Raw genomic sequence first — 12,995 nt, 5'->3', positions numbered from 1 at the left:
GCCGGGAAACGTGGCGGTCGTCATGCGTCCTCCTCCGTGAACAGTGACCCGGCATGGCGCAGCACATGGCGGGCCACGTCGGCGCCGAGGACGACTCCGGCCTCGTCGGCAAAGCGGGTGTGGATGCCCGAGAAGACGCGGGCGTCGACGTTCTCGGTCGTCAACCGGTGCCAGCCGGTATAGGTGCGGGTGACTCCGGGTGCGGTGGGGCTGGTCAACTCGAACGGCGCGGTGCGCGGTCCGGCGAACGCGGTGAGGACCGTCTCGGCGGCTCCCGAGTAGGTGGTGTGGCCGCTGGGGTAGTCGGGGTGGGCCGGTGTGGAGTGCAGGGGCGTCCAGTCGGGGTCGGGGTCGATCGCGCCGGCGCGGAGGGCGGTGACCGGGCGCCAGCGCACATACGTGTACTTGCTGTCGGAGGTGGCGATCTGCGTGTCCACCAGGGCGATGTGGAACAGGGCCACGAGTTCCGCCCGCCACGCGGGAGAGCTGTCGGACCGCTCCAGCGCGACGCGCAGCGGTTCGGTGTAGAGGACGAGTGAGGAGCCGTACCAGAAGGCGGCGGTCTCCGTCTGCCGGGCGCTGCGCCGTGAACCGTCGAGCGATCCGTACGCCCGCACCTCGGCCAGGTCCGCCCGGTACCGCGCGGAGTCGAGCGCGGGCGGCGGACCGAGACGGAACCGGTCGGCGCGGTCCAGCACGAAGGGCCTGGCGATCCGATTGCCGTACTGGGCGGCCGGGGCGTACCCGGGCGGTGTCGGCTGCCACACTCCGGGCGCGGGCTCGGGCACCGGGAACGGGGCGTTCACCGACGCCGGGTCCAGTCCGTCGCCAGCGCGGGACTCCAGCACCAGCCGGGCCTGCCGCCGCCCCGCCGCCACTCCCCCGTCCTCGGCGGGACCGTCGGGGACGGCCTGAAGGGTCCGGCTCAGCGCGGCGTCCAGTTGCTCGGTGCGGGCGGGCACCAGTGCGACGAGGGAGTCGTGTACGGCCGTGGCGAGCGCGGCGTCCTGGAAGGCGGCGCGGTCGACGCCGCTGGGCACCTGCCGAGCGGCGCGGGCCGCGGCGAGCCAACTGATCGCCCAGGTGCGGCTGTTGGTGATCTGGGTCGGGGCCCCCGCCACCGCGACGGTCTCGGCCGTGGTGTCGTACCAGTCGAGCGCCACGGACGAGCGCGGCTGCCCCGCCTGCGCGGTGGCGGGGGCGACGGTGGCGGCCAGCAGGGCGGCGGTACCCAGCGCCACCAGGGCGGTTCGGCGAGGTCTGGGAGTCATCGCGCACTCCCCGCACCGGCGAAGGGGATCCGCGACAGCGCTTCGTCCGCCTTCGTGCGGAAGGGGTGCGCCCACAGCCCCTGTGTCTCCAGCCGCGGCAGCACGCCCTCGCCGAACCAGTACGCCTCTTCCAGGTGCGGATAGCCGGAGAGAACGAACTCGTCGATGCCCAACTCGTGGTACTCGGCGATGCGTTGGGCGACCTCGTCATGGCTGCCGACCAGGGCGGTGCCCGCGCCGCCGCGCACCAGGCCGATGCCGGCCCAGAGATTGGGGGCAATCTCCAGATCGTCGCGGCTGCCGCCGTGCAGCGCGATCATGCGCCGCTGCCCCTCGGACTCGCTGCGGGCGAGACCGGCCTGCACGGCGCGCACGGTCTCGGCGTCGAAGCCGTCCAGCAGCCGCCGGGCCTCGGCCCAGGCCTGCTCGGCGGTGTCGCGGGTGATGACGTGCAGGCGGATGCCGAAGCGGAGGGTACGTCCGTGCCGCGCGGCCAGTCCCCTGATCCAGGCGATCTTCTCGGCGACCTGCGCGGGCGGTTCGCCCCACGTCAGGTAGACGTCGGCGTGCCGGGCGGCGATCTCGCCGGCGACGGGCGAGGAGCCTCCGAAGTACACCTCGGGGACGGGATCGGGCACGCGGGCCAGCCGGGCGTCCTCGACCCGCAGATGCTCGCCGTGGAGGTCGACGCACTTGCCGTCCCACAACTCCCTTACGATCTGCAGGAATTCGCCGGTACGGCGGTAACGGGCGTCCTTGTCGAGGAAATCGCCGTAGGCGCGCTGCTCCTGGCTCTCGCCGCCGGTGACGACGTTGAGCAGCAGCCGTCCGCCCGTCCGGCGCTGGAAGGTGGACGCCATCTGCGCGGCCAGCGTCGGTGAGACGGAGCCGGGGCGGAAGGCGACCAGGAACTTCAGTCGCTCGGTGTGCTGGCTGACCATGGCGGTTGTCAGCCAGGCGTCCTCGCACCAGGCGCCGGTGGGGGTGAGCGCGCCGGCGAAGCCGACGTCCTCGGCTGCGCGGGCGATCTGGCTCAGGTAGGCGACCGTCGGCGGCCGGTCGCGTCCGGAGGCGGTGGCGGGGGTGCCGTGGCCGCCGCCGACGACATGGCGGCTGTCGCCGTTGGTGGGCAGGAACCAGTGGAACGTGAGGGTCACGGGGTCTCCGATCGGGTCGTGCGGTGCGGCGAGGGGCTATTTCGCAACAGGCCCTAACCGGCGGCGGCAAGTACGGTCGGACGGCCGCCGAGGGCGAGGGAGAACTGGTCGGTGACCTGGGCCAGGGCCTCGGCCGAGCCGGGGGCGACGGTCAGGGTGCCGTCGTCGCCGACGGTGATGTCCTTGTCCAACGTGAACCAGCCCGGGGTGATGTAGGCGGGGCCCATGGAGCTCAGGACGGGACGCAGGGCGTAGTCGATGGCGAGGACATGGGCGGTGGTGCCGCCGGTGGCCAGCGGCAGTACGGTCTTGCCGGCCAGGGCGTACTGGGGCAGCAGGTCGAGCAGCGCCTTGAGCAGCCCGGAGTAGGCGGCCTTGTAGACGGGGGTGCCGATGACGACCCCGTCCGCGCGCTCGAAGAGAGCGGTGGTCTCGACGATCGCCGGGTGCCGGAAGTCGGCGCCGAGGAGCGCCTCGGCGGGCAGGGTGCGCACGTCCAGGGGGATCACCTGGTGTCCCTGGGCCGTGAGCCGGTCGTCGAGGTGGCGCAGCAGGCGTGCGGTGCGGGAGGTGGCGGAGGGGCTTCCGGAGACGGACAGGACGGTGGCCATGGGTGAACCTCTCGGGAGTGCCGGTGGGCTGAAATGCCGTCGTACGGCTACTGGTTGCTCTTCGGCAGGCCGGGCGGGTTGATCTCCGACCCGGTGACCGCCTCGTCGCTCAGGCCCCAGCGCTTCAGCACCTTCGCGTAGGTGCCGTTGTCGATGATTTCGTTGAGGGCGTCGGCGAGCGGTTCGGCCAGGCCGCTGTCCTTCTTGGTGGTGGCCGCGATGAGGCCCTGGAGGGTGTCACCGGCGCCGGAGTAGGTGCCGACGACCTCGGTCTTGCCGGTGGTGGCCGCGTGGTGGGCGGCGGTGGGGTTGGGTCCGAGGTAGAGGTCGATCCGGCCGGACTGGAGGGCGAGGTAGGTGTCGCTGTCGTTCTGGTAGTACTTGATGTCCACCGGTTCGCGGCCGGCCTTCTCGTTCGCCGCACTCCACTCGATCAGCAGCTTCTCCTGGTTGGTGCCGCTGCCCACGGCGACGGTCTTCCCCGCCACGTCCTCGGGCCCGGTGACGGTCAGGCCGCTGCCCTTCTTCGCCTCGAAGCCGAGGTTGTCCTTGCGGTAGGTGGCGAAGTCGTACTTCTCCTTGCGCTCCTCGGTGACGGTGATGTTGCTGAAGCCGACGTCGTACTTGGCACTGTCGAGGCCGACGAAGATGTTCTCCCAGGACACGGTGTTGAGGTGGAGCTTGAGGCCCAGGACGTCGGCGACCAGGGAGGCGAGGTCGGGTTCGACACCGATGACCGTCTTGTTGTCGGTGGCGAAGAAGGTCAGCGGCGCGGCGGAGCCGGAGGAGTCGACGACCTCCAGGGTGCCTCTGCGGCGGATCTCCGCCGGGACCTCGGCGGCTATGGAGTCGACCTTGGCGGTGGTGATCCGGTCCTGGTCCGGGCTCAGATTGATCCTCGTCCTGGCTCCCGAGCTGTCCGCGACCTCGGTCGTCCGGCCGTCGTCGGGGTTGCCGCAGGCGGCGAGGAGGAGGGTGGCGGTGAGTCCCAGCGCGGCTGCGGTGGTGCGGCGGGCGGTCGGGGTGGGCATGGCTGTACTCCTGGCTCGGGCGGGTTTCAGAGGACTTTGGAGAGGAAGGCGCGGGTGCGCTCGTGCTGCGGTGCGTCCAGTACGGCCGCCGGCGGTCCCTGTTCGACGACGACACCGCCGTCCATGAACACCACGGTGTCGGCGGCCTCGCGGGCGAAGCCGATCTCGTGCGTCACGACGATCATGGTGGTTCCGGTGCGGGCCAAGTCCTTGATGACATCGAGGACTTCGCCGACCAGCTCGGGGTCGAGCGCCGAGGTGGGCTCGTCGAAGAGCAGCACCTTGGGTTCCAGGGCCAGCGCGCGGGCGATGGCCACGCGCTGCTGCTGGCCCCCGGACAGCTGCCGCGGATAGGCGCCGGCCTTGTCGGCGAGGCCTACGCGTTCCAGCAGCCGGCGTGCGGTGGCCTCCGCCTCCTTGCGTGGTCGGCGCAGCGCGGAGACCGGGGCCTCGACGAGGTTCTCCAGCACGGTCAGATGCGGGAAGAGGTTGAAGTTCTGGAAGACGAAGCCGATGTTCGTGCGCTGTTTGAGGACGTCCTTCTCCTTGAGCTCGTACAGCTTGCCGCCGGAGCGGCGGTAGCCGATGAGCTCGCCGTCGATGCTGATCCAGCCGCGGCTGACCTTCTCCAGATGGTTGATGGTGCGCAGCAGCGTGGACTTCCCGGAGCCGGACGGGCCGAGGACGACGGTGACCTCGCCGGCGCGGACCTGCAGGTCGACGCCGCGCAGCACCTCCAGCGGGCCGAAGCTCTTGTGGACCGCGTGGATGTCCACCATGACCTCGCTCATGTGCTCTTCTCCGTGAGGTGTCGGGCGGCCAGGAAGCGGCGGGCGCGCTGGAGCGGGGTGGGTGGCGGGGTGCGGTTCGCGCCCCGGGCGAAGTGGCGTTCCACGTAGTACTGAGCGACCGACAGCAGGGAGGTGAGGACCACGTACCAGGCGGTGGCGACCAGCAGCAGCGGGACGACCCGGCCGTTGCGGCCGTAGATGACCTGTACCTGATAGAAGAGCTCGCCGATGGACATGACGTAGACCACCGAGGTGCCTTTGAGCAGGCCGATGATCTCGTTGCCGGCGGTGGGCAGGATGGCGCGCATGGCCTGGGGCAGAACGATGCGGCGGATCTGGCGCAGCCGGGGGATGCCGAGCGCGGCGGCGGCCTCCAGCTGTCCGTGCTCCACGGCGATGACGCCGCCGCGCACGATCTCGGCCGCGTAGGCGGCCTGATGCAGTGTCAGGCCGATGACGGCGGCGCCGATGGTGCCGATGAGGCTGTTGCTGTCAACGGACCAGAACACCGGGCCGAAGGGGATGCCGACGCCCAACTCCTCGTACAGCGCGCTCAGGTTGAACCAGAACACCAGCTGCACGATCATCGGGATGGAACGGAAGATCCAGACGTAGGTCCAGGCGACGGTGGAGAGCACCGGGCTGCGCGACAGTCGCATGAACGCAATCACGGTGCCGAGCAGGAAGCCCAGCACGGTGGCGTACGCGGTGAGTTGCAGCGTCACCCACACCGCCTGGACGATCGTCTCGGAGAAGACGTAGGCACCAAAGACGTGCCACTCCCAGACGGGGTTGGTGGCCAGGCCGTGGGCGAACTGGGCGACCAGCACGATCACGGCGACGGCGGCGGCCCAGCGGGCGCGGTGGCGGGCGGGTACGACCTTCAACTCGGCGAGCCGGCTGGTCGGTTCGGTCAAGGTGTCGATACTCATGGGTCACCCGTGCTCAGGCGGGTTGATGCGCGACGTCTCGATGGCGGAGGCGCCGGTGCCCCACTTGTCGAGGATCCGCTCGTACGTGCCGTCCTCGATCAGCTCGTTGACGGCCGCCTGGAAGGCCTTGGTCAGCGGGGAGCCCTTCTTGAAGGCGAAGCCGACGTCGAGCCGGTGGTACTCGCCGAGGAAGGTGGTCTGCGAGGCGGGTTGGGCGGCCTGGTAACGCAGACCGTTGATGGTCGACATGATCACGTCGATCCGGCCCTGCTGGAGCGCGGTGAGGGTGGCGCCGTTCTCCGCGTAGACCTTCACGTCGTACGGCTTCTTGCCCGCCTTCGCGCACACTGCCTTCTGGGCCGTCAGGGTCGCTTCGAAGGTGGTGCCGGCTCCGGTGCCGATGGTCAGGCCGCACAGCTGGACGAGGTCGGTGACCTTCGACTTGAGCGTGGAGCTGCCCTTCTTCACCGCGAAGCCCTGGCCGTCGTTGATGTAGGTGACGAAGTCGATCGTCCGCAGGCGCTCGCTCGTCACCCCGAAGTTGCCGGTGCCGAAGTTGTACTTGCCGCTGCCGAGGGCGGGCAGGATCGTCTCGAAGGAGGCGTCCTGGCGGTCGAGTTCGACGCCGAGGACCTTGGCGACCGCGTTCGCAAGGTCGATGTCCTGTCCGGCGGGCGCCTTGTCCGAGCCGTTCGGGTAGTAGGCGCCCGGCGGGAATCCGACCGAGCTGCCGACCCGCAGCGTGCCCGCCTCGCGGACCTCGGCGGGCAGCAGTGCGGCCACCGAGTCCACCTTCCGCACGGCGGCGACCGGGTCGCCGGTCGGCGCCGGGGAGGCCTGTGCGGCCGCAACGCTGTCGGCCCCTCCGGAGCCGCAGGCGGTCAGGGCCGTCAGAGGCAGCAGCGCGAGGGCGGCGGCGCCACACAGACGGACCGCAAGAGCGTGACGGGTCACCGGGGAGACCTTTCCTGTGGAGCCAAGTACTTCTCGAAGGGCAGGGGGCCGACGGTTTCCGGGTCGGCCTCGGTGTCGAACAGCGGTGTGTAGCCGGTGGCCAGATACAGGGCGCGGGCCTCGGGCTGGCGTGGCCCGGTGGTGAGGTGGATCCGCCGGTAGCCGCGGGCGCCCGCTTCCTGCTCCAGTTCGGCGACGACACGGCGGGCGAGGCCGCGTCGGCGGTGGGCGGAGTGGGTCCAGATCCGTTTCAGTTCGGCGGTGCTCGCGTCGTACCGGCGGAAGGCGCCGCCCGCCACGGGCTCGCCGTGTTCGAGGAGCAGCAGCAGAACGCCGCCGTGGGGTGCGGTGAACTCCTCCTCGGGACAGCGGGCGAGTTCGGCGTGGGCGTCCCTGCCGTACCGGGCGGAGTACTCGTCGCCGAGTTCGCGCAGCAGCGGCCGCACTCTGGGGTCGGAGAGGGCGACCTGAGTGACCGTCAGTCGGGTGGCGGAGGTCATGCGCGTGCCGCCGCCAGGGTCTGTGTGCCGCGCGCCGCGCGTTCGGCGTCGCGCTTGGCGACCTCCTCGCGGACGATCGGGATCACGTACCGGCCGAAGTCGACGGCGTCGCCGAGCAGGTCGTAGCCGCGGGCGGAGAGGATGTCGACGCCGAGGTCGTAGTAGTCGAGCAGGGCCTGGGCGACCGTTTCCGGGGTGCCGACGAGGGCGTTGGAGTTGCCCGCGCCCGCGGTGGCGGCCGCAGTCGGGGTCCACAGGGCGCGGTCGCAGCGCTCCCCCGCCTCGGCGATGGCGATCAGCCGCTGTGAGCCGGTGTTCTCGGGCGTTCCGGTACGGTGGCGCCGCTGGAGCCTCGCCTGCTGGATGGCGCCGACCGTGCGGTGGGCCTTCTCCCAGGCCAGTTCCTCGGTGGGGGCGATGATCGGGCGGAAGGCGACCTGGATGCGGGGGATGTCGGTGCGTCCCGCGGCCCGCGCGGCGGCCTGCACGGCCTCGATCTGCTCCGCGGTCCGCTGAAGCGGTTCGCCCCACAGGCAGTAGATGTCGGCCTCGGCTCCTCCCGCGGCGTAGGCAGCGGGTGACGAGCCGCCGAACGAGACGCCGGGGCGGGGCTGTTGGACGGGGAAGACGTCGCTGACGAAGTCGTGGAAGCGGTAGTGCTCGCCCTCGTGGTCGAAGGGCTCGCGGGTGGTCCAGATCTTCTTGACGATCCGGATGTACTCGCGGGTGCGGGCGTAGCGTTCGTCCTTGGTGAGGGTGTCGCCCTCGCGTGCCTGCTCGTGGTCGTTGCCACCGGTGATGAAGTGCACGGTCAACCGGCCCTCGCTGATCCGGTCGAGGGTGGCGAAAGTCTTCGCGGCGAAGGTCGGGTACGACACGTTGGGCCGGTGGGCGAGAAGGATCTGGAGGCGGTCCAGCCGGCTCGCGATGTACGCGGCGGCCGGGGCGGGGTCGGGCGATCCGGATCCGTAGGCGAACAGCACCCGGTCCCAGCCGTGGTCCTCGTGGGCTCGGGCGAGCCTGAGTGTGTACTCCTTGTCGAAGGTGGCGCCGGAGCGCGGGGTGGTCTCGGAGCCGTCGTTGGTGGCGGCGATGCCGAGGAATTCCACAGGCATGAAGGTGGCCTTTCGCAGGCAGCAGAGTGCGGGGGCATGGCTCAACGGCCATGCACGCAGGCATGAGTGAGGGTCCGTCAGAGCGACGGGGAGCTGCGGGTGTGACGACGCCGGGCGTCGGGGGCAACGGTGCTGCGGCAGCAGGCGCGCAGAAGGGACTGGGCCCGCGACGGGGTCACCGAGGGAGGGAAGGGCCGGTCAGACGGCCCGCTGCCGAGTCAGACGCAACACGCGGCAGACCACACCCGACCGAAGTCGATGTGGTCACGCGAGACCAAGCGCTGCTGGGCGTTCATGCGACCAATTGAGCAGGGCATCGGCCTCTTCGTCAAGCGGCGACCGGATGCCGGACCGTCTCGACGGGCGGCGCGGCAGGCCTGGTTGACACATCCTCGCCTGGGGCCCCTACGATCGACGGCGGACGGCTCCGCCCTGTGCGGCGGGCCTTCTCCGGCCGCGTTGAGGGACGCGGCGCATGTGACGACACCGGGCCCCGGCGGCCTTCGCAGGGCTGCCGGGCGATCCGCCACGCCCTGCGCTTCCCTCCCCTGGAGAGCCCTGATGGTCACGTCTTCCGATGTCTCACCCGCCCTTGCCCGGCAGCCGTCGAAAGCCCCGGACGACGACCTGCCGATCGTGCCGCGCCGGCACGTCGGCCGCTGGGTGACGGCGGCCGCCGCACTGCTGGTGTTCGCGATGGTGGTCAACTCCGTCGTCCGCAACCGCGCGTTCCAGTGGGACGTGGTCGCCCGGTACTTCACCACCGCCGCCGTGCTCGACGGCCTGCTGCTCACCCTGTGGCTGACCGCAGTGGTGATGGTGCTCGGCTTTCTGCTCGGCACCCCGCTGGCCGTGATGCGGCTGTCCGCCAACCCGGTGCTGTGCACGCTGAGCTGGGGCTATGTGTGGATCTTCCGGTCCACGCCGCTGCTGGTGCAGCTGCTGTTCTGGTTCAACATCGGCGCGCTGTACCCGACGCTCGGCCTCGGTATCCCCTTCGGGCCTCAGTTCGTCACCGTGCAGACGGTCAACCTGCTCGGCCCGACCCTCACCGCCGTCATCGGCCTGACGCTGCACGAGGCCGCCTACGCCGCCGAGGTGGTGCGCGGCGGGATCCTCTCGGTGGACGCCGGCCAGACGCAGGCCGCCCAGGCGCTGGGCCTCGGCAGACGGCGCACGCTGCGCCGGATCGTCGTTCCGCAGGCGATGCGCTCCATCGTGCCGACCGCCGGGAACATGCTGATCGGCACCCTGAAGGGCACCAGCATCGTCAGCGTGCTGGCCGTGCACGACCTGCTGTACTCGGTGCAACTCGTCTACAACCAGACATACCAGGTCATTCCCCTGCTGATGGTGGCCACGCTCTGGTACATCGCGGTCACGAGCGTGCTCAGTGCGGGCCAGTTCTACGTGGAGCGCTACTACGCGCGCGGATCGGCCCGACCCTGATGCATTCCCGAGTTTCCCTATCGAATTACTAGGAAAGCATTGACGGGGCTTCCCCGAGCCCCGCAGGATGGTGGACATGTCCCACACGCAGCAACGACTCGTACGTCGTCGGCATGTCGACTTTGGTCACGTCGTCAGTGCCGCCTGCTGTCGCGCGTAAGGCACGCGCCCCACACCTCTCGCGTGCCGCTTCCGTTCCTTCTCCCTCCGAACACTCGGGCGAACCCGCCCGCCCTCCTGAAGGACGAAACGCCATGACCACGGCACTTCCGGCCCCGGCCACCCCCGACACCGCACCACTGTCCGACGTGCGCCACCTTCGCCTGGTGGACGACACCGCACAGGACGGGGACCCCGCCTCCCCGCCGCTCGTCGGCTATCTCGTGTTCGTGCCCGAGGGCACCGATCCGGCCGAGCTGTTCCACCGCGCCGGGGTACGCCCAGCAGTCCGCCCGGCCCCGGGAGGCGACGCCGTACGCGTCGACCCCGCGCGCCACGTGGCCGAGGTCGACGGACACGAACTCGACCTCACCTACCTGGAGTTCGAGCTGCTGAAGCATCTGGTGCTGCGCCCCCACCGGGTGCACTCCCGCGAGCAGCTGATGTCCGACATCTGGGGCTACGACCACGTCGGCGACGGCCGCACCGTCGACGTCCACATCGCACGCCTGCGCCGCAAGCTGGGCGCGGCCCATCGGCAGCGGATCGTCACCGTGCGGAGCGTGGGCTACAAGTACGTGCCCGACCAGCGGCCGCGCTCCGCGGCCGAACTCGATTAGGAGCGTTTCCATGGGCGTTGCCCCCGCACCGTCCCGCGCCACCACGGCGTCCGACCCGACCGGCCCCGGCCACGCGCACTGGCTGCGCGTGGCCCGCGAGACGGCGGACGACCTGGCCACGGACGCGGTGACCCGGGACCAGGCGGGCAAGGCCCCGTTCGACGAGGTCTCCCGGCTGCGCGAGGCCGGACTGCTGACGCTGCTCACCCCGGCCGAGTCCGGGGGCGGCGGCACCGACTGGGCCACGGCCTACGCCGTCGTCCGGGAGATCGCGGCGGCCGACGGCGCGATCGGTCAACTCCTCGGCTGCCACTGCTTCGTGTCGTGGAGCGCGCGCTTCTTCTCCGAACCCGCCCTCGCCGCACGGCTCGACGAGCGGTCCGCCGCCGAACAGTGGTGCTGGGGAGGCGGCTTCACCCGCCAGGAACCCCCGCTGATGCTCGCCGAAACCGGCGGCGGCCTGGTGCTCGACGGTCGGCAGAGCTACGTCAGCGGGGTGCTGGTCGCCGACCGCATCGCCGTGCGCGCCGTACGGGAGGACACCGGCGAACCGCTCGCCGTCGCCGTGGATGCCACCCGCCAGGGGGTGGTGGTCGACGGCGACGCCGACACCTTCGGCCAGCGCCTCGCGGCCGGCGGCAGCGTGGAGTTCGACGCGGTACGGCTGACCGCCGACGACGTACTCGGTTCCCTCTCCGCGGACGAGGACGTCCTCACCCCGCGGGCCGCGCTGGCTGCGCCGGTCGGGCGCCTGCTGTCCGCCCAGTTGTGTCTCGGCATGGCCGAGGGCGTGCTCGCCGAAGCCCGCGAGTACAGCAGGGCGAGCCAGTCCCCCTGGCACCCCGCCCGGACGGTCGGCTCGACCCGGGATCCGCACGTGCTGACCGTCCACGGCGAGCTCACCGTCCTCACCCGCGCCGCGTCCGCCCTCGCCGGCCAGGCGCTGGACGCCGTTCAGGCCGGGTTGGCGCGCGGCGAGGACATCACCTACGAGGAGTACGCGGAGGTCTCCGTCCTCGCGACGATGGCCGAGTCCGCCGCCTCCCGGGCCGTGCAGGAGTGCACCGCACGCGCCCTCGAAATCATCGGCGCGCGCTCCGCCTCCGCCCGGCTGGGCTTCGACCGCTTCTGGCGCAACGCCCGTACCCACACGCTGTACGAGCCCGTCGCGCCCCGGCTCCGCGAGGTCGGCGACTACTTCCTCAACGGCGCGCACCCGCCGTTCACGCTGCCGGTCTGAGCCCTGTACGGCTGAGCCGCATCCCAATCTGCAAGATCAGCCAGTCCATCATGTGAACACCCCCTTGGGGTCGACCCCTCCTTCTGCAACTATCCCTATCAGCCAGGTAGGAAAACTAGGATTCAGTGGGGGGTGGCCATGCGTGCGTTCGATCGCACCGCGCCGTCGCCGATCCTGCTCACCTCGCGTCGACACATCGATCTCGGCCGCACGTCCAGCGCCCTCTGTCGGTCCGTCTGAGACCGCCCACGGCATCACGACGCCGACGGGCCGCACGTCACGCCGCTTCGTACGCGTACCTCCCTGCTCACCAACATCCCGAGAGGACACCTCCGTGTCTCCCGCACGACCGCTCAGCGCCCTGCGCACCCTCGCCGTCATAGCCGCGCTTCCCCTCCTCGTCACCGCCTGCGGCTACGGTTCCGAGTCCGACGACGACGATCAGACCCAGGTCGCGGCGGACGCCAAGAAGCTCTCCGCCGACGAGGTGCGGATCGGCTACTTTCCCAACCTCACCCACGCCACCGCGCTGGTGGGCGTAGAGAAGGGCATCCTCCAGAAGGAGCTCGGCGGCACCGAGATCAAGTCCTCGACCTTCAACGCCGGGCCGTCCGAGATCGAGGCGCTGAACTCGGGCTCGATCGACATCGGCTGGATCGGACCCTCCCCCGCCATCAACGGCTACACCAAGTCGGACGGCACGAACCTGCGGATCATCAGCGGTTCGGCCTCCGGTGGCGTGAAGCTCGTCGTCAACCCGGACAAGATCAAGACGACGGACGACCTCAAGGGCAAGAAGATCGCCACCCCACAGCTGGGCAACACCCAGGACGTGGCGTTCCTCAACTGGATCGCCGAGCAGGGCTGGACGGTCGACGCGCAGAGCGGCAAGGGCGACGTCTCCGTCGTCCGCACCGACAACAAGGTCACCCCGGACGCCTACAAGTCCGGCTCCATCGACGGCGCCTGGGTGCCCGAGCCCACCGCCTCGAAGCTGGTCGCCGAGGGCGCGAAAGTGCTGCTGGACGAGGCCGACCTGTGGCCCGACAAGAAGTTCGTGATCACGAACATCATCGTCCGGCAGGACTTCCTCAAGGAGCACCCGGACGTCGTCGAGGCGGTGCTGCGCGGCTCGGTGAAGACCAACGCCTACATCAACGCCAAC

At 70.6% G+C, this 12,995-nt stretch carries 14 protein-coding genes; 5 read left to right on the top strand and 9 right to left on the bottom strand.

Features of this window, described 5'->3' with window-relative positions; genetic code table 11:
• Window positions 1-20 precede the first annotated feature (20 nt).
• The 9 genes from AB0Q90_RS38750 to AB0Q90_RS38710 form a co-directional block, all read right to left on the bottom strand.
• Window positions 21-1,271 (bottom strand): vanadium-dependent haloperoxidase, encoded by a 1,251-nt coding sequence (locus AB0Q90_RS38750; protein ID WP_363164412.1) that lies wholly within the window; start codon window positions 1,269-1,271, stop codon window positions 21-23.
• Entirely contained in the window at window positions 1,268-2,428 is a 1,161-nt protein-coding gene (locus tag AB0Q90_RS38745) for an LLM class flavin-dependent oxidoreductase (protein WP_363164411.1), read from the bottom strand. The genes AB0Q90_RS38750 and AB0Q90_RS38745 overlap by 4 nt, the downstream gene beginning before the upstream one ends.
• Window positions 2,429-2,481: 53 nt before the next feature.
• The gene (ssuE, locus tag AB0Q90_RS38740) at window positions 2,482-3,039 is read right to left on the bottom strand and encodes an NADPH-dependent FMN reductase (RefSeq protein ID WP_363164409.1); all 558 of its coding nucleotides are present in this window, start codon (window positions 3,037-3,039) and stop codon (window positions 2,482-2,484) included.
• 47 nt (window positions 3,040-3,086) lie between these two features.
• Window positions 3,087-4,070 carry an ABC transporter substrate-binding protein gene (locus AB0Q90_RS38735; protein ID WP_363164408.1) on the bottom strand — a complete coding sequence of 328 codons (984 nt, stop codon included), beginning with the start codon at window positions 4,068-4,070 and terminating at the stop codon, window positions 3,087-3,089.
• A gap of 26 nt (window positions 4,071-4,096) precedes the next feature.
• Entirely contained in the window at window positions 4,097-4,861 is a 765-nt protein-coding gene (locus AB0Q90_RS38730; protein WP_363164407.1) for an amino acid ABC transporter ATP-binding protein, read from the bottom strand.
• Window positions 4,858-5,793 (bottom strand): amino acid ABC transporter permease, encoded by a 936-nt coding sequence (locus AB0Q90_RS38725; RefSeq protein WP_363164406.1) that lies wholly within the window; start codon window positions 5,791-5,793, stop codon window positions 4,858-4,860. Before AB0Q90_RS38725 ends, AB0Q90_RS38730 begins: the two co-directional genes overlap by 4 nt.
• 3 nt (window positions 5,794-5,796) lie before the next feature.
• On the bottom strand, window positions 5,797-6,678 hold the full coding sequence (locus tag AB0Q90_RS38720) for an ABC transporter substrate-binding protein (protein WP_363164532.1): 882 nt from the start codon (window positions 6,676-6,678) through the stop codon (window positions 5,797-5,799).
• 65 nt (window positions 6,679-6,743) lie between these two features.
• Entirely contained in the window at window positions 6,744-7,247 is a 504-nt protein-coding gene (locus AB0Q90_RS38715) for a GNAT family N-acetyltransferase (RefSeq protein WP_363164405.1), read from the bottom strand.
• Window positions 7,244-8,362, bottom strand: a complete 1,119-nt coding sequence (locus tag AB0Q90_RS38710) for an LLM class flavin-dependent oxidoreductase (RefSeq protein WP_363164404.1) — start codon at window positions 8,360-8,362, stop codon at window positions 7,244-7,246. The genes AB0Q90_RS38715 and AB0Q90_RS38710 overlap by 4 nt, the downstream gene beginning before the upstream one ends.
• 561 nt (window positions 8,363-8,923) lie before the next feature.
• Between AB0Q90_RS38710 and AB0Q90_RS38705 the strand changes: the two genes are divergently transcribed.
• From AB0Q90_RS38705 to AB0Q90_RS38685, 5 genes are all read left to right on the top strand, one after another.
• Window positions 8,924-9,811 (top strand): amino acid ABC transporter permease, encoded by an 888-nt coding sequence (locus AB0Q90_RS38705; protein WP_363164403.1) that lies wholly within the window; start codon window positions 8,924-8,926, stop codon window positions 9,809-9,811.
• Between the two features lie 254 nt (window positions 9,812-10,065).
• On the top strand, window positions 10,066-10,590 hold the full coding sequence (locus AB0Q90_RS38700; protein ID WP_363164402.1) for a winged helix-turn-helix domain-containing protein: 525 nt from the start codon (window positions 10,066-10,068) through the stop codon (window positions 10,588-10,590).
• Window positions 10,591-10,600: 10 nt separating this feature from the next.
• Window positions 10,601-11,830 carry an acyl-CoA dehydrogenase family protein gene (locus AB0Q90_RS38695; protein ID WP_363164401.1) on the top strand — a complete coding sequence of 410 codons (1,230 nt, stop codon included), beginning with the start codon at window positions 10,601-10,603 and terminating at the stop codon, window positions 11,828-11,830.
• A gap of 138 nt (window positions 11,831-11,968) precedes the next feature.
• Window positions 11,969-12,070, top strand: a complete 102-nt coding sequence (locus AB0Q90_RS38690; RefSeq protein ID WP_363164400.1) for a putative leader peptide — start codon at window positions 11,969-11,971, stop codon at window positions 12,068-12,070.
• 94 nt (window positions 12,071-12,164) lie between these two features.
• Window positions 12,165-12,995, top strand: an 831-nt coding sequence (locus AB0Q90_RS38685) for an ABC transporter substrate-binding protein (protein WP_363164399.1), incomplete at its 3' end; no start/stop codon positions are given.

This window comes from Streptomyces sp. NPDC079141 (assembly GCF_040686775.1).
In the GTDB taxonomy this organism is placed as follows: Bacteria; Actinomycetota; Actinomycetes; order Streptomycetales; family Streptomycetaceae; genus Streptomyces.
Note: the sequence above shows the minus strand (reverse complement) of the source record. Positions and strands in the feature narration are given on the sequence as shown.